Source organism: Aureimonas endophytica (genome assembly GCF_014642635.1).
Taxonomy (GTDB): Bacteria; Pseudomonadota; Alphaproteobacteria; order Rhizobiales; family Rhizobiaceae; genus Plantimonas; species Plantimonas endophytica.
Genome location: NZ_BMIQ01000009.1, coordinates 39,707 through 64,975 on the forward strand (window position 1 = coordinate 39,707; position 25,269 = coordinate 64,975).

At 66.3% G+C, this 25,269-nt stretch carries 23 protein-coding genes and 1 tRNA gene; 15 read left to right on the forward strand and 9 right to left on the reverse strand.

Annotated features, from left to right (window positions below; genetic code table 11):
• Positions 1-180 precede the first annotated feature (180 nt).
• On the reverse strand, positions 181-1,047 hold the full coding sequence (locus tag IEY14_RS22065) for a helix-turn-helix transcriptional regulator (RefSeq protein ID WP_188912416.1): 867 nt from the start codon (positions 1,045-1,047) through the stop codon (positions 181-183).
• 151 nt (positions 1,048-1,198) lie between these two features.
• Between IEY14_RS22065 and IEY14_RS22070 the strand changes: the two genes are divergently transcribed.
• The 3 genes from IEY14_RS22070 to IEY14_RS22080 all read left to right on the forward strand — a co-directional run bounded on the left by IEY14_RS22070 (position 1,199) and on the right by IEY14_RS22080 (position 6,006).
• Positions 1,199-2,269 (forward strand): Leu/Phe/Val dehydrogenase, encoded by a 1,071-nt coding sequence (locus tag IEY14_RS22070; RefSeq protein WP_188912419.1) that lies wholly within the window; start codon positions 1,199-1,201, stop codon positions 2,267-2,269.
• Positions 2,266-3,174 carry a DMT family transporter gene (locus IEY14_RS22075; RefSeq protein ID WP_188912421.1) on the forward strand — a complete coding sequence of 303 codons (909 nt, stop codon included), beginning with the start codon at positions 2,266-2,268 and terminating at the stop codon, positions 3,172-3,174. The genes IEY14_RS22070 and IEY14_RS22075 overlap by 4 nt, the downstream gene beginning before the upstream one ends.
• Before the next feature lie 423 nt (positions 3,175-3,597).
• Positions 3,598-6,006 carry a hypothetical protein gene (locus IEY14_RS22080; RefSeq protein ID WP_188912423.1) on the forward strand — a complete coding sequence of 803 codons (2,409 nt, stop codon included), beginning with the start codon at positions 3,598-3,600 and terminating at the stop codon, positions 6,004-6,006.
• A 321-nt stretch (positions 6,007-6,327) separates the two neighbouring features.
• Here the strand turns inward: IEY14_RS22080 and IEY14_RS22085 are convergent, their stop codons facing one another.
• Positions 6,328-6,795, reverse strand: a complete 468-nt coding sequence (locus IEY14_RS22085; protein ID WP_373289033.1) for a Ros/MucR family transcriptional regulator — start codon at positions 6,793-6,795, stop codon at positions 6,328-6,330.
• Between the two features lie 472 nt (positions 6,796-7,267).
• Between IEY14_RS22085 and IEY14_RS22090 the strand changes: the two genes are divergently transcribed.
• Positions 7,268-7,585, forward strand: coding sequence for a hypothetical protein (locus tag IEY14_RS22090; protein WP_188912427.1), 318 nt, complete (start codon positions 7,268-7,270; stop codon positions 7,583-7,585).
• A gap of 174 nt (positions 7,586-7,759) precedes the next feature.
• Here the strand turns inward: IEY14_RS22090 and IEY14_RS22095 are convergent.
• Positions 7,760-7,834 (reverse strand) — tRNA-Thr (locus IEY14_RS22095).
• 329 nt (positions 7,835-8,163) lie between these two features.
• Positions 8,164-9,540, reverse strand: coding sequence for a porin (locus IEY14_RS22100; RefSeq protein ID WP_188912429.1), 1,377 nt, complete (start codon positions 9,538-9,540; stop codon positions 8,164-8,166).
• A 589-nt stretch (positions 9,541-10,129) separates the two neighbouring features.
• On the opposite strand from IEY14_RS22100, the gene IEY14_RS22105 reads away from it, so the two are divergent.
• Positions 10,130-10,396: a hypothetical protein gene (locus IEY14_RS22105; RefSeq protein WP_188912431.1), complete on the forward strand. Its 267-nt coding sequence runs from the start codon at positions 10,130-10,132 to the stop codon at positions 10,394-10,396.
• 16 nt (positions 10,397-10,412) lie between these two features.
• Here the strand turns inward: IEY14_RS22105 and IEY14_RS22110 are convergent, their stop codons facing one another.
• Both IEY14_RS22110 and IEY14_RS22115 read right to left on the reverse strand, forming a co-directional pair.
• Positions 10,413-10,805, reverse strand: coding sequence for an ester cyclase (locus IEY14_RS22110; RefSeq protein WP_188912433.1), 393 nt, complete (start codon positions 10,803-10,805; stop codon positions 10,413-10,415).
• Positions 10,802-11,824: an SDR family oxidoreductase gene (locus IEY14_RS22115; RefSeq protein WP_188912695.1), complete on the reverse strand. Its 1,023-nt coding sequence runs from the start codon at positions 11,822-11,824 to the stop codon at positions 10,802-10,804. The genes IEY14_RS22110 and IEY14_RS22115 overlap by 4 nt, the downstream gene beginning before the upstream one ends.
• A gap of 142 nt (positions 11,825-11,966) precedes the next feature.
• Between IEY14_RS22115 and IEY14_RS22120 the strand changes: the two genes are divergently transcribed.
• The 6 genes from IEY14_RS22120 (at position 11,967) to lhpI (ending at position 18,350) form a co-directional block, all read left to right on the forward strand.
• Positions 11,967-13,292: an ABC1 kinase family protein gene (locus IEY14_RS22120; RefSeq protein ID WP_244639631.1), complete on the forward strand. Its 1,326-nt coding sequence runs from the start codon at positions 11,967-11,969 to the stop codon at positions 13,290-13,292.
• A 172-nt stretch (positions 13,293-13,464) separates the two neighbouring features.
• A complete protein-coding gene (locus tag IEY14_RS22125; RefSeq protein WP_188912435.1) occupies positions 13,465-13,764 on the forward strand; it encodes a hypothetical protein in 300 nt (99 codons plus the stop codon).
• A gap of 67 nt (positions 13,765-13,831) precedes the next feature.
• Positions 13,832-14,194 (forward strand): nuclear transport factor 2 family protein, encoded by a 363-nt coding sequence (locus tag IEY14_RS22130; RefSeq protein ID WP_188912437.1) that lies wholly within the window; start codon positions 13,832-13,834, stop codon positions 14,192-14,194.
• Positions 14,195-14,335: 141 nt separating this feature from the next.
• Complete coding sequence (locus IEY14_RS22135; protein ID WP_188912438.1) at positions 14,336-14,710, forward strand: hypothetical protein; 375 nt, start codon at positions 14,336-14,338, stop codon at positions 14,708-14,710.
• A gap of 168 nt (positions 14,711-14,878) precedes the next feature.
• On the forward strand, positions 14,879-16,558 hold the full coding sequence (locus IEY14_RS22140) for a peptidoglycan D,D-transpeptidase FtsI family protein (protein WP_188912440.1): 1,680 nt from the start codon (positions 14,879-14,881) through the stop codon (positions 16,556-16,558).
• A 100-nt stretch (positions 16,559-16,658) separates the two neighbouring features.
• The gene (gene lhpI / locus IEY14_RS22145; protein WP_188912442.1) at positions 16,659-18,350 is read left to right on the forward strand and encodes a cis-3-hydroxy-L-proline dehydratase; all 1,692 of its coding nucleotides are present in this window, start codon (positions 16,659-16,661) and stop codon (positions 18,348-18,350) included.
• Between the two features lie 11 nt (positions 18,351-18,361).
• Here lhpI and IEY14_RS22150 read toward each other — a convergent pair whose 3' ends face one another.
• Positions 18,362-18,829, reverse strand: a complete 468-nt coding sequence (locus IEY14_RS22150; protein ID WP_188912444.1) for an Lrp/AsnC family transcriptional regulator — start codon at positions 18,827-18,829, stop codon at positions 18,362-18,364.
• A gap of 110 nt (positions 18,830-18,939) precedes the next feature.
• Here IEY14_RS22150 and IEY14_RS22155 point away from each other — a divergent pair, with 110 nt between their 5' ends.
• The gene (locus IEY14_RS22155) at positions 18,940-19,893 is read left to right on the forward strand and encodes a DMT family transporter (RefSeq protein ID WP_188912446.1); all 954 of its coding nucleotides are present in this window, start codon (positions 18,940-18,942) and stop codon (positions 19,891-19,893) included.
• A gap of 179 nt (positions 19,894-20,072) precedes the next feature.
• Positions 20,073-21,203: a helix-turn-helix transcriptional regulator gene (locus tag IEY14_RS22160; protein WP_188912448.1), complete on the forward strand. Its 1,131-nt coding sequence runs from the start codon at positions 20,073-20,075 to the stop codon at positions 21,201-21,203.
• 12 nt (positions 21,204-21,215) lie between these two features.
• On the opposite strand, the gene IEY14_RS22165 is transcribed toward IEY14_RS22160, so the two are convergent.
• Positions 21,216-21,653, reverse strand: coding sequence for a hypothetical protein (locus tag IEY14_RS22165; protein ID WP_188912450.1), 438 nt, complete (start codon positions 21,651-21,653; stop codon positions 21,216-21,218).
• 31 nt (positions 21,654-21,684) lie between these two features.
• Positions 21,685-22,110, reverse strand: coding sequence for a hypothetical protein (locus IEY14_RS22170; RefSeq protein ID WP_188912452.1), 426 nt, complete (start codon positions 22,108-22,110; stop codon positions 21,685-21,687).
• Between the two features lie 157 nt (positions 22,111-22,267).
• Here IEY14_RS22170 and IEY14_RS22175 point away from each other — a divergent pair, with 157 nt between their 5' ends.
• Together IEY14_RS22175 and IEY14_RS22180 are read left to right on the forward strand one after the other, a co-directional pair.
• Positions 22,268-24,874, forward strand: a complete 2,607-nt coding sequence (locus IEY14_RS22175) for a right-handed parallel beta-helix repeat-containing protein (protein ID WP_188912454.1) — start codon at positions 22,268-22,270, stop codon at positions 24,872-24,874.
• Positions 24,875-25,067: 193 nt separating this feature from the next.
• Complete coding sequence (locus IEY14_RS22180) at positions 25,068-25,256, forward strand: hypothetical protein (protein WP_188912456.1); 189 nt, start codon at positions 25,068-25,070, stop codon at positions 25,254-25,256.
• The last annotated feature ends 13 nt before the right edge of the window (positions 25,257-25,269 follow it).

The following is a 25,269-nucleotide window of genomic DNA, read 5'->3' on the forward strand; positions in this document are numbered from 1 at the left end:
CAGTTGTGGGTGGAAAGGCGACTGTCCGCTTTCGCGGAGTGCATTCAAGAAGCGGACGATCCAGTCGAGCCCTCAGTACTATCGATTGGCCACAGCTCACCAAGACGAGCATCTCCTCGTCGCGCCGCACCACGTCGTCCGCGCTCTTATCGAACACACGACAACGCCTCTCTCGTCTTCTCAGAAGCTCAGGATTTTGCTTCCCACATGGCCGACGCTACCGCGATTGGCTGCCATTCGAAACTGGCCTGGCGTTGCTCCCATGATGGCCTTGAACACCCGCGTCATGTGGGCTTGGTCGGCAAAGCCAACATCGAGAGCAATCTCAGCAAGTGACTCGTCAAGGCGCAGTCGCGCGTGCGCCTGCCGGACACGCGCCTGAAGCTGGTACTGATGCGGTGTGATCCCGGTCGCCTTTTGAAAAGACCGCAAAAGGCGAAACGGCGTCAACCCGACCTCGCACGCGAGTTCATCCAACGTCACCTTATCCGATAGGTTCTCGTCCAGAAACGAACGCGCCAATGCGACGGCGCGAGGCTCCTCGCGGCCGCTCCGGGCGTTGATCGGATCTCGGACATGCCGTTCCAGCAGACTAGACAGGAGGGCAACGAACAGAGACTGGCGTTGAAGCGCCGATCCGCCGCGTTCTGACTGGCGATGCAGGTCAAGGAGCAGTTGGGTGAGCTCCGCGTCGCGGAATGTCGGTCCCTTGAAGCTGGCGGTGTCGCGTCTACCAATGGTCCTTTGCTCGTCGGCTGCTGCACGTATCGCTTCCGGATGGACGTGGATTGTGCGGCATATCCATCCGTCGCCACCAGCCGGCGAACCTCGATGGAGTTCCTCGGAATTGATGAGCACGAAGCTTCCTGCAGTCGCGAGGCCGCTTCCGGTACGGGTGCGAAGTTCGATCGCTCCGCCCATAACCAATCCAAGGCTTAAGTCTTCGTGCGCATGCCAGGGATAGGCATGGCGGACATAGGTCCCTTTCAGCATCTCAGCGCCGCCGAATTCGGGGGCGTGCCATACCTTGATCGTGTTTCTTGTCATAACGGTCCTACTATATGCCGCCGCCTCGTCGCCTTCTTGTAGAATCCTGCACCTGTCAGGCAGGACGGGGTCCAAGCATCCTGCATGATTGTTCAAGAGCCACAGGGCAGCCGTCGTCTAGGAAGCTGGTCTTCCACGAAAGGCGAAGGCCATGTTCCAGACCCACCGAGAGTTCGATGCCCACGAATTAGTGGCAACCTGTTTCGACGCACGATCCGGCCTGAATGCCATCATCGCCGTCCATGACACGAGTGCTGGACCAGCAATGGGCGGGTGCCGGATCGCTCCCTATCAGGACATGGACGCGGCGCTGACGGACGTCCTCCGGCTCTCTAGGGGCATGACATACAAGAACATCATGGCGGGACTGCCTTACGGCGGCGGCAAGGCCGTGATCGTCGCCGATCCGAAGGCGCAGAAAACGCCGGCGCTGATCACCGCTTTCGCACGACGTGTGGGTCAGCTCGGCGGGACGTTTGTCACCGGCGAGGATGTCGGCACCACGGTCGAAGACATCCAATTGATGCGGCAGGTGACGCCGCACGTTCGGGGCATCCCGGAAAACGGCCCAGGCGACCCGTCGCCGATGACGGCGCTTGGTGTGTTCTGCGGGATCGAGGCAGCCGTACGACATCGTCTCGGCCGAGGCGATCTCGCGGGATCGAGCGTCATCGTCCAGGGGCTGGGCGCCGTCGGCTTTCGGCTTGCGGAATTGCTTCACCGCGCTGGGGTTCGGCTCATCATTTCCGATCTGGACCCGCAACGGCTCACCGCGGCTCGAACAGCGTTCGGCGCGACGATTATCGAACCGGATCGCTGCCATGCCGCCGAGGCTGACGTCTACGCACCCTGCGCCATGGGCGGCGGGATGAACGCACGCACCATTCCAGAGCTTCGCGTCGCGATCGTCGCGGGCGCAGCCAACAACCAGTTGTCGACGCCGACCGATGGAGAGCGCATCGCCAGCCGTGGGATTCTCTATGCGCCCGACTACGTCATCAACGCCGGAGGTGTCATTAGCACCGCTCTCGAGGGTCCGGGCTTCGACAGGGCAATACTCCTGGCACGGGTGAAAAGGATCGCAACTACACTCGAAGAGATCTTCGGCCGTGCCGCTGGCCAGAAGCTTGCCACGAGCCAAGTCGCGGAAGAAATGGCAAGGGAACGGCTAGTGATCGCACGGACGAGGGCGACGCAGACCGTGGCCGGCGGACCAGCATGAACGCGCTGCTGTTTCTCCTCACCAGCCTACTCTGGGGTTGCGGCGCCCTGGCAACAAAATTGCAGGCCGGAGTGACGCCTGCCGCCTGGTCGGTATCCATCCGCATGACACTTGCGGGCTTGATTCTGCTTGCCTGCGGCAAGATCAAGGGTGTGAGGCTGAAGCTTAGGGCTCCCGAACTTCTATTCGTGGCAGCCCAGGGTATCCTCTTCTTCGCCGTTGCGTTCATTGCTTTCTACGAGGCGACGAGGTGCATGCCGAGCGGCCTTGCCGCCCTCGTGCTCTCGACCTCGTCGCTGTTCGCGGCCGCCTTCGGTCGAGCGATGCTCGGCGATCCTTTTTCGAGGCGATTCGCGCAAGGAACAGCCTTCGGCCTCGTGGGGGTCGCCGTGATATTCCTGCCCAGTATGGGAACGGCGCAACACGGCAGCCTTCTGGAGGGATTTGCCTGGGCTCTTCTGTCGTCTCTCGCGACCGCAGCCGGGACAGTTGCGAATTCCCGCAACCAGCGGGCGGGCGTCGAAACCTTCGCCGCACTGGGGTGGGCGGCAGTGATTGGAGGCGCAACGAGTGCAATCTGCGCTATGCTGACGGGTGAACCCTTAGTCCTCGACCTTAGCCTCCGATACCTTGCAAGCCTTACATACCTAACCGTCGGAGCCTCATGCGCAACGTTCCTTATCTACTTCGAACTGGTCGGGCGGCATGGAGCGGCAAGAGCTGCCTACGTCTTCACTACGATCCCGCTGGTCGCCTTGATACTCTCATCACTCTTCGAGGGCCTTCATCTCGACGCCCGCATCGCAATCGGCGCGGCGGCCATCCTCATCGGCAACGTCATTGTTTTGAAAAGAAAGACGACACCCGCTGTCATTGGCGACCTTTCGAGGAATAGTTCGGTCTGAATAGGCTGCTCGGTCTTTGAACCGAGCCGTTGTTCAACGCGTGCGGTGCCCCTGCAGCTGCGGAAATGAAACTTCCTGGCCGCGAGCTGGAACCGTTATCAGAAACCTACGGGTTTGTTATGTCCGGTTTGTGGGTCTAAAGCATCGCACATTATCGTCTGAGATGGGTCGAAAGCGGAATGGTAGCTTTCGGCCCGTTCCCGACATCCCAATTCGTTCGGTCTCAATGCTGACCTATGCCGACGTCCGTGCACGGAGCGACAATGTTCGCCAACCGTGTTGGCACCTTTTCCCGACTTCGCAGACGCTAAGCGCCTTCGTTTCCGCGCGCATGAAATGCCGAGTCAAACCGATGATCAAGAAATCGTATGACGCCCATGCGGGGACATGTTCTACTCCCGACGTTCAAGCGAGGGGGTGGGTATGCTTGCTCGTATTTTTGTCGGCGCAATTACGTGGCTTGTCGTGGCGACGAGTTTCGCATTCGCCGCGGACCGAGAACTCATTGCCGGTGTTTGGAAGGGGACCTACCACTGCGGCAATGCCACCGCTGAGCTTTCCCTGATCGTCGACGATCGGGGCGATCGGTTCATCTTCTCCTATCCAAATGGCGCCTCCGGCGAGTACAGCCTGAAGGTCAATTTCAATCAAAAGCGACGGCAGATATCTGCGCAGCCGCTGGACTGGATAGATCGACCATCTGGTTTCAACATGGTTGGTTTCGACGGGATTGTCTCGGAGAAGGTCAATTCGATTCAGGGTAACGTGCGCACTTGCGGCAAGCTCGAACTGAAGCGGATCGTCGACGAAAAGGCAGCGAACGCAATCATAAGCAAGCATATTGGGTCATCGTCGGCTGCTTCTGCGCGCGGAGGGCAAAAAGCGCCCCCTGCCAGTTTTTACAATTCGGTCTGGGAAGGTGCCTGGAAGGGTAGGGCGGCAAAATGCGCCGACGCGCCACTTGATGTATATTTCGTCGTTGCGCCCTCAAAATCGCCTTTGGGTACAGCGCGTGTATTGATCAAACAAGATAAAACGTCAGAATGGTTCGAGTATGAAGCTCAAACCGAATCGATGAATACGGAGACCCTACTCAGGGTCAAGATCGAACGACCGAAGGGTGGGCCATTCAGCCGAGGGTCTTTCGACTTCGATATTTTCGTGGATCGCTCTGACAATTCCAAGAAGCTTGGCAGTTCGTACCGGTTGCAGTGTAGGCCATTCGATCTGACGAAAGTTCCTGAAACGGAGGTTCCGTCGGCTTCAATGGCTGACTCGGCCCCGGTCGCATCGTTTGTTGGCTCGTGGGATGGGGCGATCTACAGTCGACGGTCCCGCGACAGGGAGATTGCGCTCACGATCAAGGAGAGCAACCCGAAATCGAGCGACCGGGCCTACGACGTGGAAGCGCTTATCGGTGAGGAAACTCAGCGCCTCGTGCTCAAGCCCAGCGGTGGCAATCTTCAACTGGAGGCTTTGCGAGAGGGCAACGTGCCGAGCAGCGGACCAATTCGCCGAGGGCTGCTCTTCACTGATATCCGGTATGGCGGCACGAAGGATCTCCTGGTCGTTCGTATCGATGGGCAAGACGAGTTCGCTTACCTCTGGCGTCGCAAAGAGGCAGAGCGACCGCTGCAGACGACGTGTAAGTCGGTCATGAGCGCTTGGCTCAGTGCCCAACGCGATGCCATGACGATCGCTCGCGGCCTCAAAGTCGCACTGTATCCGAGCCTTGCAGGGTACGATGTGAATCGAGCTGTCATGGCGGAAGCCATCTACGGTATCCCAGTTGGAGCTACGCAGGACCTCGCCGAGTTCCGGAGCACCCTTTACGCCTGCGCGATGACAATGCCCTCGGTTGCGGTCAGTGACGACAAATCTCCGCTCGCAATCTTTTCCGATGGTGCGGACATTGCGAGGGCACGTGCTGTTCTACGGACCGGATTTCATCCGGAAGTGGCTCGATTGAAGGAGCCCGCAACGGCGCTGGACACATCACGATTCGAGGCTGAGCGGCAGCGGGCTGAAGCGGATGTCGCTCAGCTATCTTTTGATAGAAGCGATCTGGCCACAACAAATTCCATGCTCGCGGCTGCAGCGCGCTCGGCTTCGGTAATTCAGAACGCCAGGCCGTCGGTGGCAGCGAGTGCTCTAACGGCTCTTACGGATGGCCTGGATGCGTTGGAGCGAGGTGATGCTGAGGCGCGTCTCAATCTGCTGCGGCAGTTCGCGCAGCAGCGCATGTCGGGTATCGAACCGCCAGTCGGTGCTTTATCGCCAGCGGCGCGGTCGTTCCTCGATACGGTGACATCAGGCCGGGCAAACGCCTTCACACCAGCCGAATCTGGGTTCCTCTACGGCATGATCTCAAGATCGATAGAGGCATGTCACGAACCCTCTTCAGCAACGCGACTCTTGTTGATCGATGTGATCAAGCGAGGGATGCAGTTGCTGATTGGGACGGACTTCAGTGGGGATTTGTCCTCAACGCTCGGAAGCCAATTGGCGAGCCATGCCAGCATAATCGAGGGAGCGAACTCGTCAGAAGCAATTGGCTGCGGCAGCCCCTATCTCGCCGCCGTCTATGACATCCTAGCCTATTCCCCGACGCATGCCGCTTTGCCGAATGGAGAACGGGCGCCGCTCTTCATTCGGTCCTGTGCGCTCGATCGAGAAGCGTCGCAATGCTCCTGTATGAAGACGGTGATCCAAACGCTGCGGCCAGAGGTGGAGCGAATGGCATTCGACCGCTCGATGATATCGACGGTCATCAATATGAATCCGACTGTTGGCCTGGAACTCGGTACCCGTTGCGGCGTCTCGAACTATTAGTGGATCAGGCGGATTGGACATGGTGGACTTCAATCCGACGGCTACTGATAGCGCACTGCGCTATGGCAGGGAGTATTTGCCCTAATTCATCCAGGTGATAAGCTCATCGAATGAACGACGATGATGTCTCACGCAGAAGGAACCTCTCGCAAAAACTGTCAGAGAAGATGGATTCAGGCGATTGGGCAACGTCATACGAGATGGCGGAGCGACAGGAAAAGGAACGTGCCGCTCGCATCCGTAAGGCGATTGAGGAATTCCAGAACCGAGGGAAGGGCAGTTAGTACCGCTTGCAAGCCTTCGCTTCAGTAGCAGAGCACTTTAGACGGGATCTGCGACCCTTTTCGGTGAACGGCGCTTCGGTGCTGACGCTGATGCTTCGGCGGCATAGCGCTTTGCCCGCAAATTCCCCAGACCGATCGTCTTGGCGAGTTCTGAACGCTTGGCGGCATAGGCCGGAGCGACCATCGGGTAGTCGGCGGGCAGTCCCCATTTCGCCCGATACTCGTCGGGGGACATATCGTAATGCGTCATCAGATGGCGGCGCAGCGATTTGAACGGTCTGCCATCCTCCAGACAAATGATGAAGTCGTCAGTCAGAGACTTCTTGATCGGCACCGCCGGGACGAGCTTCACCACTTCCGGCGCTGCCTGAGTGGTCTGCGCACCTGCCAGTCCGTTCATGACGGATCCGATCAAGTCCGAGAGTTGCGAGCGCCCCAGCTGATTGTTCCGTAAGTATGCGGTGACGATCCGTGCTGTGAGTTCCGTCAGCGTATCTGTCGGCAAGTTTTCCAAACCTATTCCCGCCCCGTTCGATTTCGCTTGATGCTGTAGAAAGACGATATGGGACGGTTCGGGTGAAGTCGATCCATGTCGAGCAGCTTGTGGAGCCCCAGACACACAGGGAGAGGCAATCAGCTCTCAGCCGGGGTATCACCCGTCTGCGCTGCTGGACTTCCGGAGGCGAACACCGGCTCCGCCGCCGTTCTCGGCAATGAAATCTACGCCGGCCGCCTCGAGTGCTGTCTTTAAAGCTCTGGTAGTTTCCGAACTCCCTGACGAGTGTCCGTTCTCGAACCGCGTCACCGTCATGGCGGATAAACCGGCAAGCGAGGCCAATTCGCGAACGCCGATCTGAAGAGCAGCGCGGGCCATCCGACATTGAGCAGCGGTGATCATCGTTACGCCTGTTGACAGGGTATACATCCTGCAGCATGTTTACCCTGTAAACACTAACAGAACCTTCGGTATCCTCACAATGACGAACGGCCGCAACAAGCCGAATGGCGAAGCTATGCCCAGAACCAACGTCATCGATCTCGACGCCAGGCGTCCGGCATCCGCGCCTGATGCTCGGCCCAGAAGCGGGAGAGCGCCCAGCTTCGAGCTCGAGGTGTTGACCGGGCAGACGTCTCTCTACTGGCGAGCGATGCATAACCTGCGTCTCGCTGCACGAACCGGCGATTCGGAGCTGCGAGACGAATGGATCGAGGAACTCGAGTCGATCGTGCGTAACGGCGTAGGCTGGAGTCTCATCGCGCAAATCGAGAAAGCGCTCGCCGCTCAAATGAGGTGAAGCCAAGGGAGCACGCGGATCGGCCCATCGGTTCGGGCAAAAAGTCGTATGCCTCTCAGCATACGCAGCGTTTCGCGACGACGGAAGGGTGCTGCCCGCGTGCTGCCCACGATTGCCGGCCTCGATCGAGCTAACCTGCTCGATCGGCTAACTTATTCAAATCGTTGAAAAAAATGGTGCTGCGAGAGAGGATTGAACTCTCGACCTCTCCATTACCAATGGAGTGCTCTACCACTGAGCTACCGCAGCGTCCGCGTGAGCCTTCTGCCACAGGCGCAGGGGGGACGCAAGACGAAGAGTGATCCTCGCACCAGCTTCGCGCCAGCCTGATGTCGAGGAGGCGGAGATCTCGAAAAGCGCGTCATCTCGAGGAGCCGGACGCGCGCTCCCGAAGCCTCGGCGTGAGGCGATCGTCGCGACGCCAGGCGACGGGAACCCGTCCTTCGGCATCGGACGGACGGCTGACATCTTCGCGCCGGGGCGCTCGGCGGGCCGATCGGGCGATCGGAGAGGTCGCCAAACGAAAGAAGCCCGGCATTGCTGCCGGGCTTCCGATGGTCATCCGATCGAAGGATCGATCAGAAGGTGCGCTTGAACTCGATGAAGCCGCGCGTCTGGTCGAGCTTCTCGCCGACCGGGATGTCGAGATTGACGTAGGAGACCGCGCCGAGCACCGAGAAGTTCTTGGTGATCTGGTAGCCGAGGTCGCCTTCGACGCCCCAGTAGTTGACCGAGCCGGCATTGCCGGTGGCCGCTTCGGTGACATAGAGGCTCGAAGAGGTCGGCGCGCCGGTATAGTAGGCGTAGTTCAGATCGAAGGTCCTGCCATAGACACCCGACGCGGCGGCGAAGATCTTGCCGAAGGTCTGCTGGTAGCCGGCGCCCACCTGCCACTCGCTCGGCAGCGCGAAGGCCGAACCCGAAGACACCACCGCGCCCGTTATCGGATTGACGACGCGGCCGAAATCGTTCGTGCCACCGTTCGAGTAGGTGAAGACGTTGCCGACCACCGCATACTGCGTCGGATCGAAAGCATAGTGGCCTTCGATCTTGAGCTTGGAGTCGGCGAGGATCAGGTTGTCGAGCTGCACGCCAGCCTTGAGCGCGAAGGCGCCGTCCTTGGCGTTACCGTTATACTCGTCGGTGTAGAGCTTGTAGTTGCCGTAGGTGTTGCTCGCGCCGGCACCGAAGTAGTTGACCGAGTAGTCGCCATAGGCGTCTTCATCATAGACTCCCATGACATAGGCGCCGCCGAAGCCGCCCTTATAGGCAAGCTTGGCGATGACGTCCGGGATGAAGTCGCCCGAACCGTCGTCTTCGACGGAGACCGTGCCGGAGAAGCCGGAGAAGGCCGCCGTGTAGGAGATGCGGTTGGCGCTGAAATCGCCGGCCGCCCAGTCGCTGTCGGTGAGGAGACCGTCGGAGATGCCGCCGTCATCGGCCGTCCAGGCCGAGTCGAGATAGCCGATCGTCAGACCGCCGAGCTGGAGATAGGCGAACTTGGCGGCATAGGTCGCGCCGTCGGTGCTGGACGAGGTGCCGTTCAGGGAGGAGTTGTTGGTCGCGGCGGGCGCATTGGTCGCCTCGACGCGGAACTTGGCGCGCAGGGTGCCGAGTTCGGTCTCCTCGCGGGCGTCGAAGTCGAGACGGGCACGGACGCGCGAACCGACATTGTAGTCGTTGCCGACATTGCCCGCGGCCGTCGGGCCATTGCTGTCGATGTCGGAATTGTACTGGCGGTTGTTGCCCTGCAGGCGCATGCGGACATAGCCGCCGATCTTCAGGCAGGTCTCGGTGCCGGGAATGTAGAAGAAGCCCGTGCCGTAGACGTCGCAGACGCGGACGTATTCGACCGGCTCCGGCTCGACCTGCGTCACGGGGGCGTCGGCGGCGCGGGCGCCGGAAATCGCGACCAGGGCCGCGGCGGAGCCAAGGAGAAGGCTCTTGATGTTCATTTCCTGACCTCCAGTCAGAACGGGTTGTTCGGACGGGACTTGCTCGGAAGAACCATCCTTCCCAACCAGATCCCTTGCTTCGAAAGCTTCTGCGGGGAGGCGAAGGCTTTCGTGCGCAAGGCATCATCGACGCTCGGAATGGGCGCAATAGCTCAGTGATCGTGGTGAGGCTTCTGAGCACATGGCTGTGCCCGGAATGCCACGATCCTCGCATCCTGGTTGCGATTTTCGCAGTCAGCTAAGGGCGATTCGGATGGAATATGAAGGGAGTGTGAAGACTGGATGTCGTTTGCTTGAAGCCCTCCAGCTTCGCGCAATGCGCCGCTCCGGCACGGCGAATCGGAAGAAGGGCGAGCTTTGGGCGATTCGCGCGGCCATATCGGAATGAGCGGCGGCGATCGGCGCTCTCTGTCGACCGTCCGGATTCGCGCCGATCGCCCTCGGCGGAGTCGAACGGCTGACGGCCATGATCGGCGTCCCGGCATGAAGCGCGGCGCCACGCGCCAAAATCGCCGCCTTTGCGACTCATGCTTCATGGATGCGTTTGGTTCTTGCTGCTCTTCTCTTTGTCCTTTCACCCGTGGCCGCGATGGCCTCCTCCCCCGCGGCCGAAGCGGCGTTCACCCGGACGGTCGCCGAGACCTGCGCGGCCGCCAGCGGATTGAAGGGCGCGCATGTCTCCAAGCCGGTACTGTTCGACGACAGCCTGAACAAGGTGGTGACGTTGGTGACGGGCGTCTTTCCCCAGCGTGCCCTGAAGGGCGCCGAGGGCCGGATGCTCTGCGTCTACGACAAGCGGACGCGCAAGGTGTGGATCGACGAGGCGAAGGGCTGGAGCGCGCCGGATCTGCGCTGAGGCGCGGCGGTTCCGTTCAGCCGGCCAGCTGCGCCTCGATCGCCGCCTTGTCGAGGACCGACCGGACCTCCACGATCCGGCCGGCCTCGAAACGGTAGAAGACGTGCTCCGCGAAGGCGATGCGCCGCCCGTCGATCGGCAGATCCAGAAAACGTCCCGCCGGCGCGCAGTCGAACCAGAGGCGCGCGGCCACGTGCGGCGGCTCGCAGACGAGGCGTTCGGCGACGAAGCGAAGGTCCGGGATCGCGGTGAAATCCTCCTCCAGCATCGCCCGGTAGCCGCCAAGGCCGAGGGGGCGGCCGTTATGGCGGACATGCTCGCCCACGAATTCGCCGAGCCGGTCCCAGTCCTGGCGGTTCAGGCAGTCGAGATAGGCGCGGTAGCGGCGAGCGAGGTCGGGCTCGGTCATCTCCAGCCCCGCCTCGATCGGCCGAGGGTTCGCATCCCGCTGTCCGCGCGCCGTCCCGCCGCGAAGGCCAGCCCCAGGCCGCCGAGCACGAGGGCGAGCCGCGCCAGATGGCGCTGGCGGCTCGTGAAGAACTCGCCGGCAAAGCCCGTGACGCGGTCGCCGCCATCGCCGTCGATCCGGGCCGGCCCGGCGATGGGCTCGAACAGGTTGCCGGCGCGGTTCGGCATGGGGGCGCCGAGCTGCGCCTTGCGCATCGCGGCGGCGCGGCGGTCGGCGAGGCCGGGAGCGAGAGCCTGCGCCACGGCCATGACGACGGAGGTGCGGCCGACCCAGATCTCGCGCTGCGGATCGTCGATCGCCGAGACGATGGCGCGCGCGCAAAGGCGCGGATCGAAGAGCGGATCGGGAATCACCTGATCGCGGCCGGTATGGGTGCGGGACCAGGTGGATTGCGGCGTGTTCACCGCCGGCAGATAGACGACCGACAGCGAGACCGGCACGTCATCGGCGATGAGCTCCGAGCGGAGCGCGTCGGTGAAGCCGGAGACCGCGAATTTCGCGCCGCAATAGGCCGCCTGCAAGGGCGCGGCGCGGATGGCGAGCCCCGAGGAGACCTGGACGATGGCGCCGCGCCGGCGCGGCTTCATGTGGCGCAGCGCGGCGAGCGTGCCATAGACCTGCGACAGATAGGTCGTCGCCGTCACGCGCTCGTATTCGGCCGGGCTGATCCGGTCGGCCGGGGCGATCACGGTGGACATCGCATTGTTGATCCAGGCCTCGATCGGACCGAGTTCGCGTTCGATCCGGTCGGCGGCCTCGTCCACCGCCCGCGCATCGGCGACGTCGACGCCGAGCGCGAGGACGCGGCCGCCTTGGCCTTCCAGAAGGCGCCTCGCGCCGTCGAGGCGGGAGGCGTCGCGCGCCAGGATGGCGACGTTCCAGCCTTTGCGGACCAGATGTTCGGCCGTCGCCAGACCGATGCCGGCGCTGCCGCCCGTGACCACCGCCGTCCTTGCCATCATCCGCTCCGCTCCGTTCTCTTCCGCACGAAAGCCGGCGGCGGCCGAGGCGTTCCGTCGAGGGGCGGCCTTGCGCGATTGGTCGCGCCGACCGGGCGCCGCATCGCGCTAGATCCGTCCTCTGCCAAGCCGGGAGCGCATCGTGCCGAGCCGCCCACCCCATCCGCCGCGTGGTCTTCCCGTTCCGAGCGGCCGCCTCTCCCGTCTCGTCCGCTTCGGCGGCATGGCCGGCGGCGTCGCGGGCGGGGCGCTGCTCGACGGCGCGCGGCGTCTGGCGCGGGGCGAGCGGCCTCGCCTCGGGGATCTGCTGCTGACGCCCGGCAATGTCCGGAAGGTCACCGATCGTCTCGCCGAGATGCGGGGCGCCGCCATGAAGCTCGGCCAGCTCCTGTCCATGGATGCCGGCGACGTGCTGCCGCCGGAACTCGCGGAGATCATGGGGCGGCTGCGCGCCGATGCCGAGCCCATGCCGAAGGCGCAGGTGCAGGCGGTGCTCGACCGCGAATGGGGCAGGGGCTGGGAAGCGCGCTTCGACTATTTCTCCTTCCGGCCCCTGGCCGCCGCCTCGATCGGCCAGGTGCATCGCGCGATGACCGCCGACGGGCGCGATCTGGCGGTGAAGTTGCAATATCCCGGCATCCGGCAGAGCATCGACAGCGATGTCGACAATGTCGCGACGCTTCTGCGCCTCCTCCAGCTGGTGCCGGCGGGGCTCGACACCGGCCCCTTGCTGGCGCAGGCGAAGCGGCAGCTGCACGAGGAGGCGGATTACGTGCGGGAAGCGACTTTCCTTCGCCGCTTCGGCGAACTCCTCGCCGAGGACCCCGCCTTTCTGGTTCCGACGGTTCACGCCGATCTCACGACGTCGGACGTCCTGGCCATGGCCTATGTGCCGAGCCGGCCCATCGAGGACCTGGCGCAGGCCGGACAGGCCGAGCGCGACCGCGTAGCGACGCGGCTCATCGATCTCGCCTTCCGCGAGCTGTTCCGCTTCCGGCTGATGCAGACCGATCCGAATCTCGCCAATTACCGCTTTGACCCCGAGAGCGGGCGGATCGTGCTGCTCGATTTCGGGGCGACGCGCGCCTTTCCCGAGGAATTCGCCGCCCGTTATCGCCGCCTCGCGGAAGCCGCGGTGGCGGGCGACGCCGCAAGGGCCGAAGCGGAGATGACCGCCATCGGCTATTTCGCGGGTGACACCTCGCCCGAGATCCGCGCGACCATCATCGACATCTATATGAAGGGAACCGAGGCGCTGCGCGGCGGCGGCCGTTACGACTTCGCCGATACGCGCCTGCTCGACGACTTGCGCGAGCGCGCCGAGTCTCTGGCCGCGAACCGCGCGGTGCTGCCGCTGCCGCCGGTCGACGCCCTGTTCCTGCAACGCAAGTTCGGCGGTCTCTATCTTCTCGCCCGGCGCCTGCGCGCCCGGGTCGATGTCGGCGCACTTCTGGCGCATCTCGGCTGAGCCATCGCCATGGCTTGGCTTGCCGCGCGCCGGCCTGTAGAGCACGGACCTTCGGTCGTCACCGGCCATGAGCGGCGGCGCGCGGGCAGGCTCCGTCCCTCCCGGACGAGCCGGGCGAAGCCGGCGCCGGACATGACGGCGGGGCCGCCGCCCGTCCTTGGAAAGGCAGCGAATGAGCGACATCAACAATGTGCTGAAGGCGCTCGCCGGGGCGGCGCAGGATCTCCATGCGAAGACGCAGGCCTTGGACATCCTCGTCCGCGCCCTCTATGTCGAGCGTGCCGTGGCCAAGGGCCTGTTTCCGGCCGAAGCCGAGGAGGAAGTGCTGGCGCTGGTCGAGGGCATCGCCGCGTCAGAGGCCGACGACCCGGACGTCGCGGGGCAGTTCCTGTCCGGCGTGCAGCGGGCCTTGGCGGATTTCGGTCAAGCCCTGCGCGAACAGCTCGAAGAGGCCCGGTACACGCCGGAATGACGGAGCCTAAGCGAGGCCGCTCGCCAGCGGCCCTTCCGAACGATGGCCGGCCGGGAGAGGCGAGGGCATGAGCGCCTTCGATCCGGTGGACGCCGTGCGTCGCTATCATCGGGCGATCGCCGATCTCGATTTTTCGGCGATCGACGGCTTCTTCGCCGAGGAGGCCGTCTACCGGTCCCCCGGCACCGGCGACATCGCCGGGCGCCCCGCCATCCTCGCCGCCTTCCGATCCTATTTCGAGCGCTGGCACGGGCAGGTGGCGGAGGATCTGCTGATCGAGCCGGTCGGGGCGGGCGGGGCGCGTTCGCTTTGGCGCCTCGACGCCGTCGAAGCCGCGACCGGGCGGATGCGCGAGCGTCGCGGCGAGGAGATCGTCCGGTTCGGCGCGGACGGGCTCATCGTCAGCGTCGATGTGCGGGACACGGACTGAAATCCAGGCTCGGGCTTCCGCCCGGGCGTCGGTCCGAAGGACCGCTCCAGCGGAGACGACGACCTTGAGGATCGTCGTCGTGAGCGCGCCCTGGTGCGAGTAACGGTCGGTTAACCGCGTTCGGACGAGAATGCGTCTGCCGTGTCCTGTCTCGCCCGAACCCTTTGCCGGCTTACCGCGATCGTCGCCCTTCTGGCGGCGCTCTTGTCGCTCGGCCCCTTCGCCATGCCGCGTTTCGCGCCGGAGACGGTCGCCATCGCCGCCATGGAACAGCCGGAGCCGGCCGGGCAGGACCTGACGGACAGCGCGGACCGCGCCGGGGAGACCGCCGATCACGACGCGGACCCGCATCCGCATCCGGATGCCGTGCCGGTCGAGACCCTCGCCCTGGCGCCGCGCCCCCTGCGCGGCTCGGTCTTCGCCGCCGCCGATCGAAAATTCGCCTCCGCCGTCTTCGGCTTCGACCGGCCGCCCAACCCGCTTCCTCGCGCGCTCCGGGGCAGGGATATGGGCTGAGGCCGCAAGCTTCGGTCTTCGTCGTCTCGCTCCGGGATTCCCGCCGGCCGTGAAGGGCCGGAGAATGTCCCGTCGCGGATGGAAGACCCCATGCCTCTCGGCCTCCTTCGTCGCCTGTCGCAAAACCCGCCCGACCCGGGCCCGACTCCAAGTCGAACGCCCCATCGGATGCGCCAGCGGATCGCCATTCTCGGCCTTCTCGCCTGCTATCTCGCGATCGGCGGCCGGCTCGTCCAGTTCGGCGCTCAGCCGCCTGAACAGGCCGTCGCCTGGCCCTCGCCGCCCTCGAAGGCGCGGCCGGACATCCTCGACCGCAACGGCGTGGTCCTGGCGATGGACCTGCCCAGCGCCTCGATCTATGCCGAGCCGCGCAAGATCGTCGATCTCGACGAGGCGGTGGAAGGGCTGACCGGCGTCTTTCCCGATCTCGACCCGAAGGCGCTGCGCCGCCGGCTGGACAGCAAGGCCGCCTTCGCCTGGGTGCGGCGGACGACGACGCTGGCCGAGCGCGACGCCGTCTGGGCGCTCGGCATTCCGGGCGTCGGCATCCGCGACGAGCTGCGGCGGTTCTATCCGAACGGCCGGGCGGCCGCCCATGTGCTCGGCGCCGTGAATGTCGACAATATCGGCATTGCCGGCATGGAGAAATGGATCGACGGGCAGGGCCTCCAGGCGCTGCGCCTCACCGGGCTGGAGACGACGCGCGACGGGCTGGAGCCGGTGCGGCTGAGCCTCGACCTGCGCGCGCAGCACGCGCTGGCCGACGAGCTCGGCGCGGCGGTGGAGAAGTTCCAGGCCAAGGCCGGCGCCGGCCTCGTCATGGACATCGCGACCGGCGAGGTCGTCGCTCTCGTCTCGCTGCCGGATTTCGACCCGAACGTGCCGGCCGACGCGCTGAAGCCCGACCATATCAACCGCGTCGCGGTCGGCACCTATGAGATGGGTTCGACCTTCAAGGCGATGACCACGGCCATGGCGCTCGATTCCGGCCGCTTCCAGATCGGCTCGGTCATCGATGCCAGCGCCCCCTTGCGCTTCGGCCGCTTCGCGATCCGCGACTACCGAGGCCAGAACCGGCCGCTCAACGTGCCGGAATCCTTCATCCATTCCTCCAATATCGCCATGGGCAAGATGGCGATGGCGATCGGCTCGGATCACCAGCGCGCCTTTCTGCGCAGCCTCGGCCAGCTCGACCGCCTCGCCACCGAACTGCCGGAAAGCGCCCAGCCGCTCTATCCTTCGCGCTGGGCGGAGCTGAACACCGCCACGATCTCCTTCGGCCACGGCATCGCCGTGACGCCGCTCCAGGCCTCGATGGGCATCGCCGCCGTGGTCAATGACGGGCGCGTGCTGCGCCCGACCTTCGTCAAGGACGCGCCGCTCGCCGAGCGCATCCTGGCCGAGGGCGCCGTCACGCCGCGCACCAGCGAGGCGTTGCGCTATCTGATGCGGCTCAACGCGAAGGTCGGTTCCGCCGCCAAGGCCGATATCGACGGCTACCATATCGGCGGCAAGACGGGCACGTCCGAGAAGGTGGTGAACGGGCGCTACGACAGCGGCACGGTGCTGACCGCCTTCATGGGCATCGCGCCGGCCCACGCGCCGCGCTACCTCTTCCTGACCGTTCTCGACGAGCCGAAGCCGCTGAAGGAGACCTTCGGCTTCCGCACCTCCGGCTGGAACGCGGTGCCGACCACGGGGCGGGTCATGTCGCGCATCCTGCCGATGCTGGAGGGGACCGCGAAATGGACGGCGCCGGCCGATCCCTTCCCGGCCATGGCCGCGGCGCGGGCCTGGGGCTCCAATCTCTTCCGTCCGCGCCTCGCCATGACCGGCGAGCGTCCCTGACGGGCCGCGTCCTCGCGCCGCTCGACAAGCGGATGGCGGCGGCCGATACCTCTTCGCAACGCGGCCGGCGCGCCGAAGACCGAAGAGGGGGAGTTGCGACATGAGCCGATCGGAGGCCGGGCTCGCAATTCTCGCCGGTGCCGCGACGGGACCGGTGGTCGCCCTGTCGGAGCCCTTGAGCTTCTGGGGCGGCGTCGATCCGGCGACGGGCCGGATCATCGATGCCCGCCATCCCCAGCATGGCCGGGATCTCGCGGGCGCCGTGGTGGCGATGCCGACGAGCCGGGGCTCGTGCTCGGGTTCCGGCGTCCTTCTCGAACTGGCGCTGGCTGGACGGGCGCCGGCGGCTCTCGTCTTCGCCGAGCTCGAGGACGTGGCGACGCTCGGCGCCCTCGTGGCGGCGGAGATGTTCGGCCGGCGCGTGCCCGTCCTGCGCCTGCCGCCTTCCGCCCATGCCGCGCTCGCCCGCGCCCGGACCGCCGAGATCGCGGCGGACGCGATCCACGCGGAGGGGCTGGCGATCCCGCTTCGCGCCGCCGCCGCCGGCGATCTCGACCTGTCGGCCCGGGACCGGGCCATGCTGGCGGGCGAGGACGGGGAGGCCGTGGCGCAGGCCATGCGCATCCTCCTCGCGATGGGCCGGCAGCAGGGCGCCGCCCGCCTGACCGACGTGACGCGCGCCCATATCGACGGCTGCATCTATGCCGGACCCGCCAATCTCGTCTTCGCCGAAGCCATGGCGGCGCTGGGGGCGCGGGTTCGCGTGCCGACCACGACGAACGCGATCTCCGTCGACCGGGAGAACTGGCGAAGGCAGGGCGTGCCGCCGGATTTCGGGGACCCGGCGGCGCGGCTCGCGGACGCCTATACGCGGATGGGCTGCCGCCCGACCTTCACCTGCGCGCCCTATCTTCTCGACGGGGCACCCGGCTTCGGCGAAGCCGTCGGCTGGTCGGAATCCAATGCCGTCATCTTCGCCAACAGCGTTCTCGGCGCGCGCACGGCCAAGCATCCCGACTTCCTGGACCTCTGCATCGCGCTGACCGGCCGGGCGCCGCTGGCGGGGCCGTTTCTCGATGCCGGGCGCCGCGCCCGCCTCGTGATCGACATCGACCTGCCGGAGGACGCCGGGGCCGAGGCCTGGCCGCTCCTCGGCTATCTCGCCGGACATCTGGCGCAGGAGCGCGTGCCGCTGCTGCGGGGCCTTGCGGCGGGCGCGCCGACGCGCGACGATCTCAAGGCGCTCTGCGCCGCCTTCGGCACGACCTCGGCCGCGCCGATGCTGCACGTGGAGGGCGTGACGCCGGAAGCGGCCGGCGCCGCCACGCCGGACGCGGCCAAGGCCGCCATCACCCGTGCCGACCTCGCGGCGGGCTGGCATCGCCTGCATCAGGGTCCGGAAGAGATCGATCTCGTGGCGATCGGCAGCCCGCACGCCTCGCTGGAGGAGTGCCGCGCGCTGGCGGAGGCGCTGGACGGCCAGGGCCGGGACACGCGCGTCGCCTGCCTCGTCACCGCCGGGCGGCAGGTCCTCGCCGCCGCCGAGGCGGAGGGCACGCGCGCTCGCCTCGCGGCCTCGAAGGTCGAGATGATCGGCGATCTCTGCTGGTGCTCGATCGCGCGGCCGGTCTTTCCGGTCGGCGCCAGGACCGTGCTGACGACCTCGGGCAAATACGCCCATTACGGCCCCGGCCTTTCCGGCTGCGCCGTCCGTCTCGGCACGCTGGCCGACTGCGCCGAAGCCCTTCGATCCGGGCGCGTCCCCGCCCGCCTGCCGCCCTGGCTCGGCTGAAAGACGGACGATCAGATCGGCAAGCTCGTCGTCGTCTTCACGCGATCCAGCACCACGATGGTGCGATAGGAGCGGACCATCTCGTTATCGGCGAAGAGGCGCGCCGTCCGCGTCTCGTAGTCTTCCATGGACGGAACGAGCAGGACGAGAACGAAGCCCGCCGTTCCCGTCACGCAGTAGCATTGCTGCACCTCCGGTGCCTCGCGGAAGAACGCCTTCACCGCCGACACGGTGGCCGAGCGGTCGTTCGTCAGCGTCACCTCCACGAGGACGGTGATCGGCAGGCCGACCGCGACGGGGTCGACCACCGCGACCGTTCGCCGGATGATCCCTTCCTTTTCCATCCGGGCGATCCGGCGTTGCACGGCGGGCGCCGAGAGATGGACCGCCTCGGCGATCTCCCGCTGCGGGCGAGTCGCGTCTTCCTGGAGAAGCCGGAGGATGGCGCGGTCCTGGTCATCGAGCCTGTGAGCGGGCATTGCGCGGATCTCCCGTTCGGTGAGCGGAAATTGCGTACGCCCACCTTCGAATGAGCCCTTCGCCCATGTTTGTCGAGCTAGACTTGCGCCTTGGGATTCGGAGCGGCGACATGGACCCTCGCAAACCGATCGACGCGACGGCCGCCGGTTCGATGATCTTCCTGTGCGGCCTGTGGGGGACGCAGCAGGTCGCGATCAAGCTGGCGGCGCCCGACATGGCGCCCATGCTCCAAGTCGGTCTTCGTTCCTGCATGGCGGCGATGATCGTCCTCCTTGTCGTCGTCCTTCGGCGGGAGCAAGGGGCGCTGCGGGGCGAGGCGTGGCGACCGGGACTGCTGGCGGGTGCGCTGTTCGGCCTGGAATTCGTTCTCTTCGCGCAGGGGCTACGCTTCACCAGCGCCTCCCATATGTCGATCTTCCTTTATACGGCTCCGGTCTTCGCCGCGCTTTGCCTGCATTTCCGGCTGGCGGAGGAGCGTCTGGCGCCAATCCAATGGCTCGGCATCGCCATCGCCTTCGGCGGCATCGTCCTATCCTTTTCCGGGCGGGGCGGCACGCCGGGCGGCGATACCGCCTGGATCGGCGACCTGCTCGGGATCATAGCAGGGGGCCTTTGGGGCCTAACGACTCTGGTGGTTCGCACTTCGCGCCTGGCGCAGGCGCCGGCGGCGGTTACGCTCTGGTACCAGCTCGCGGGGGCCGCCATCCTCGCCACCGGTTCGGCCGTCGTGATCGGCGAGACCCATGCTGCCACGAGCCTGACGCTCTTTGCCAGCCTCGCCTATCAGACGGTCGTCCTTTCGGCGGCGAGCTATCTGGCCTGGTTCTCGCTGATGCGGCGCTACCTCGCCTCCCGCCTCGGCGTCCTTTCCCTGATGACGCCTGTTTTCGGCATCGGCTTCGGCGTCGCGATCCTCGGCGACAGGCTGACCTCCGAATTCCTCGGCGGTGCCGCCATGATCCTGTCCGGCATCCTTCTTGTCAGCGGCCGGGATCTCGTGACACGCCGAAAGGGCCGGGGCTCCAGCCTTGGTAACCCCTCCGAGGCCGAAGCCGTGCGCTGACCTCCGTTCTCTCCCGGTGGCTGTTCACTGGAACCTGCGCCGGCCAGCCCATCGCGGGCGACCTGCATGGCTAGCGCAACGGAGCTTCTGCCATCCTTCCTTGCAACCCATGGTCTTGACGTAGCGACAGGTCGTGCAACCTTGCTGCTTCGGCAAGGTTCGGAGTCGCGAGAGAACGGATGGCTTCCACCGACGACGTGATCGATCGGATCTACCAGGCCGCGTCCCGGCCGGAGGAATGGACCGCGACCCTCGGCGCCTTCGCCGAGCATCTCGATGCCGAGACCGGGCTTCTCTATGCCCGCGATCCGCGTCAGACGAAGGGCGTGATGGAAGGGGCGGCGACGTCCCTGACCTATGGCTACGATCCGGCCTGGATTGCCCGCTATGTCGACCACTACTACGCGCTGGACCCGTTCGTCGACGCGATCGCGGAAAAGGGAGCCGGCCATATCGTCACCGACCGCGACGTCGCGGAACCGGCGTCCGTCGTCTCCTTCGACCGCAGCGAGTTCTATCGCGACTGGGCGGGCCCGCAGGGTCTGCGGCATGTCGTGGCGCAGGCGCTGCACAGTTCGGACCGGCAGCTAGTGCTCTTCGGCGCCTGGCGCGGCCCGCGCCGGGGCGCCTACGAGGCGGCCGATCTCCAGCTCTTCGCGCGGCTGGCGCGGCATGCGCTGCGGGCGATCGATATCGGCGGGCGTCTGGCGGCGGCGGAAGCGGAAATGGACGCGATGGCGGATCGCCGCGCCTCGGCCGTCTTCGTGCTGCGCGCCGATGGCCGAGTGAAGCGGCTGAACGCGGCGGCGGACCGGCTGGTGACGCAAGGCGGCGAACTGACGCTCCGCAACGGCCGGCTCTGGGTGGCCGTGCCGCAGGATCGCGCGGCCCTCGATCGCCTCGTCGCGGCGGCGCTGGACCCGCGCTTCGCGTCCTGGGCCGAAAACGCCGTGCTGCCGCTGCGGCGGGCGGGCGATCGCTTGCCGCTGATCGCGCGCGTCATCGCGGTCGCCCGGCATTTCGCGCCTTTCGGAGCCGAACACGCGGCCTCGGTGATCCTGACGGTCGAGGACCCGGAAGACGAGGCGCGGCGGTTCGAAGCCCTGCTCGTCCGGCGCTTCGGCCTGTCCTCGGCGCAGGCCCGCGTCGCCCTGCAGTTTCGCGACGGGCGCACCATCGCCGAGGCCTCCACGGCGCTCAAGCTCGCGCCCGAGACCGTGCGCAGCCATCTCAAGGTGATCTTCCAGCGCACCGGAACGCGGCGCCAAGCGGAACTCGCCGTGCTGCTGCGCCAGACGACGGAGGGGTGAGGCTCGCCGGCGTCACGTCTCGCCGCCGTCAGGGCGGGGAGCCGGAGAGGTCGGCCGCAGCCTTTCGCCGGCGCCGCCCGTCTCGGTGCCCGCGCCCGTGCCGCCCTCGCCGAAACCGCTCATGTCGATCAGGTCGTTGTCCATGCCGTCGAACTCGGTCGCGACGCATGCGGCGTCGCGGGCGGGCTGGTCGCCCTCCGGCCGTGCCGCCGGAGGAGGAGGCATCTCCCCGCTCCGCTCCCCGAAGCCGGGCGCGTCGAGACCCATCAGCCTCGCGCCGGTTCCGGCAGCCTCGTCCTCGTCGCGAAAGCGATGGCGCGCCGCGTCCTTCACCGCCTGCGCCGCGCTCGCCTCGCCCCGGAGGTCTTCCCGCCTTTCGTCCTCGGGGCGGACGGCTTCGACGCTCCGCTCGGGGGCGGCGGGGTGGTTTCGGCTCTCGTTCGTCGTCATGCCCGTTCCGTGCTCCTCCCCATGACGGGGATCAGGCCCCGTCGGTGCCTTTCCGAACGCTGCCGGCGCCTTCGCGGTTCGGGCCTGTCGCGCGTTCTTGTCCTCGGCAACCCGCCGGCCGCCGGGCGACAGGCCGAGCCTCATCGCTCCCGCCGAACTTCTCGGCATTCGCCTTCCCCGATCCGGCCTGGTTCTCCCGATCCATGACGGAGGAATTGTCCTCGTCCTCATCGTCGAGAATGCCGAAGCTGTCGTCGCCGCTTTGGACCTCGTCCTCCGCACCCGCGACCTCGTCATGACCGAGCGGCTTGCCCTTGGGCATTTTGTCGTTCGGCCGGCTTCCGGTCTCGCTGAAGTTCGACATGATCTTTCTCCTTGTCCTATGGGGAGAAATCCGGCCGGCCCCTGCTGTTCCGGGAATGGCTCGGCGCGAAGTGTCTGTTTCGATAGCCGACATCCCTTGGCCGACGCTCCGCCGGCATTCCCGGCGATGCCCGATGCCCTTGCGTTGCCCAACGGCCATATCCCGCCGAACTTCTTGCACATTTTAACCAAATTCATTGATTGCGCGCCCGCCGCTTCGATATCCCGCATCGGTCGAGGGAGTCCGGCGCATGCGAATCACGGCGATACTGTTCGCTCTTCTGGCCGGGACCGCCCTGTCGCCGACGACGGCGGCCGCTCAGGATCCGGCGCCGGTCGCCGAGGCTTCGGGCTCCCTGATCGCCGGGGGCGGCACGGGCACCATCAGCCTGATGGTGCCGTGGCTCCAGCCGGGGAACCAGGTCGTCTTCACCGATGCCCGCGCCCATCTGGTCGATGGCGGCGCCTATGGCGCCAGCCTTGGCCTCGGCGCCCGGGCGGCGGTCACGCCGGACTGGACGCTCGGCGCCAATGTCTATCTCGACTATCTCGATACGGCGCGGGACAACGGCTTCACGCAGGCGGGCTTCGGTCTCGAAGCCTTTCACGGCGACCTGGAGGTCCGGGCCAATGCCTATCTGCCGCTCGGGGACCGGACGCGCGCCGACCATGAGTTCGACCGCCTCTTCCTCGACAGCGGCCAGCTGTTCTTCCGGCAGGGTCAGGAACAGGCGCTGCGCGGCGCCGATGCCGAAATCGGCGGGCGGCTGCCCGTCTTCGCCGCGGATTCGCCCGTCACGCTGAAGGCCTTCGTCGGCGGTTTCGTCCATGACGGGGAGGGGATCGACACCGATCCCGGCGTCTCGACCCGGGCCGAACTATCCTTCGCGGCGCTGCCGGGCCTTGCCGCCGGCTCGGCGCTCACGGTCGGCCTCGGCGCGACCTATAGCGAGCGCGACAAGGGCGATCTCTTCGCGAGCCTGCGCCTGCGCGTGCCGCTCGGCGGCCAGGGCGGGCGCAACACCGAGACGGACCCGATGCTGCGGCGGGTGGAGCGCGCGCCCACCATCCGGACGCATGTCGGCACGACGGGCGCCCGGGAGGCGACGGTCTTCGCCGATAGCGGCGAGATGATCGGCGGCGTGGCCGAGCTTTCGGCGGCATCCGGCGATGCGGCCGCTCTCAATGCCCTCGCCGCCGCCCAAGGGCGCAACGGCCTGCTGCTCGCCTCCGGCACGATCGATCTCGACGCGCCTCTCGTTCTCGGCACGGAGCAGCGGCTTCTCGGCGCCAATCAGCGGCTCGCCGTGCGTAGCGCGCGCAGCGGCATCGTCACCTCGTTCGGAACGGCGGGCCCGAATGCCGTGCTGCGCGGCACCAATGCGGCGGCGGATGTCCTCGTGCTCGGCGACGGCGCGACGGTGGCGCAGATCGGCGTCGTCGGCGGGCGCAACGGCATCGCCGCCAACAGCCTCGGCGGGGTGCTCCTGTCGGATGTCACCGTTTCGGGCGCGGCGGCGAACGGCATCGCCCTCAGCGGCGTCGATCGGGCCGTGCTGCGGAACGTCACGGTGGTCGGGGCCGGCGCGAACGGGCTCGCGATGAGCGGCGGAACGAGCCTCGTCGCCGCCAATCTCGTCCTCGCCGACACGGGATCGAGCGGCATCCGGCTCGACGGCGTCGGCACGACCACATTGGAGACCGTGACGGTTCGCAACACCGGCGGCATCGGCGTCGCCGTGCAGGGCGGGGCGAGTTTCCAGGCCGAATCCCTGACCGTGGCGAATTCCGGCGCGGATGCCCTGGTGCTCGACGGGATCGACCGGAGCCGGCTGACGGCCCTTTCCGTCTCCCATGCGCAGGGGCGGGGCATCGCCGTCAATGGCGGCAGCGACCTCGAACTCGCCGATGTTTCGGTCAGCGACACGGGAGACGACGGCATCCGGCTCGACGGCGTGAACCGGCTCTCCGCCGAGGCGATCCGGATCGCGCGGACCAGCGGCACCGGCCTGACGCTGAATGGCGGCTCGAATGTCGCCATCGCCGGAGCCCTCGTCGCCGATACGGCGGCGGGCGGCGTCGTTCTCAACGGCGTCGACGGTTTCGCGGGCAGGGATCTTCGGATCGCCCGGTCGGGCGCTGCCGGCGTCACGGTCAATGGCGGCCGGAGCTTCTCCATCGGCGGCTTGGAGATCGCCAATACGGCCTCGGATGCCGTGACGCTCAACGGCGTCGACAGCGCCACGCTGTCGGCCGGCCGGCTGGAGCGGACCGGCGGCAGCGGCATCGTCGCGAATGGCGGGGCGAGCTTCAGCGCTTCCGACCTCGCCATCGCCTCGGTCGGCGCGACGGGCATGACCCTGAACGCCGTCGACCGCGTCGCCTTGAACGCCGTCCGGATCGCCGCGACGGGCACCGAGGGGCTTGTCGTCAACGATGCCGGCAGCCTTACGGCCGTCGATCTCGGCGTGGCGCGAACCGGCGGCGACGGCGTCCAGATCAACCGAGCCGGACAGGCCTCCTTCGTGTCGCTCCTCGTCTCCGATGTCGGCGGCAACGGCGTCACCCTCAACCAGGGCGCCATGATCGCCTTCGATGGGGTCGCGATCGGCAATGTCGGCGGCAACGGTCTCGGCGTGACGAATGTCGCCGGCCTGTCCTTGGCGGATTTCACCGTCGACGGCGCCGGCCAGGCCGGGTTCCGGGCGAGCGGCGCCAGCCGCGACTTCGACGGCGATCTCACCGTGCGCAATTCGGCGCGCGCCTGTTCGTCCGACGGCACGGCCAGCCTGACGCAGACGGGCGGCGCCGTCTTCACCATCAACGGCGTGGTCACCGATCCGGCGACCTGTCCCTGACCGATTCGAAGGGGCACGAGCGGTGGGATCGCGGCGCGCGCCCGCTTCGACCGCCGGAATCGCTGCGGCGTTAACCGACTGTTATCCTTATCGAACTATATCTGAGGTCGTTCAAATTCTTCGCGTCGCCGTGCCGGAACTCCACCGCAATTGGCCGGTTGGTTGGGCCCGACGACAAGAAGCGAGACCGATCATGACCGCGACCGAAGCCATCCGGGCCGTCGAGACCTGCGCCATCACCGAGGCCGAAGCCCTGCGGCGGACCGGTGCGACAACGATGGTCGCACTCTATCGCATGGCGATCCTTGAACTGGCGCCGCATCTGCGCGACCATCGTGGCGAGACCGCAGGCGCGTCGCGGAAGGCGGCCAAGGCCGCCTGACCCACTCAGCCAT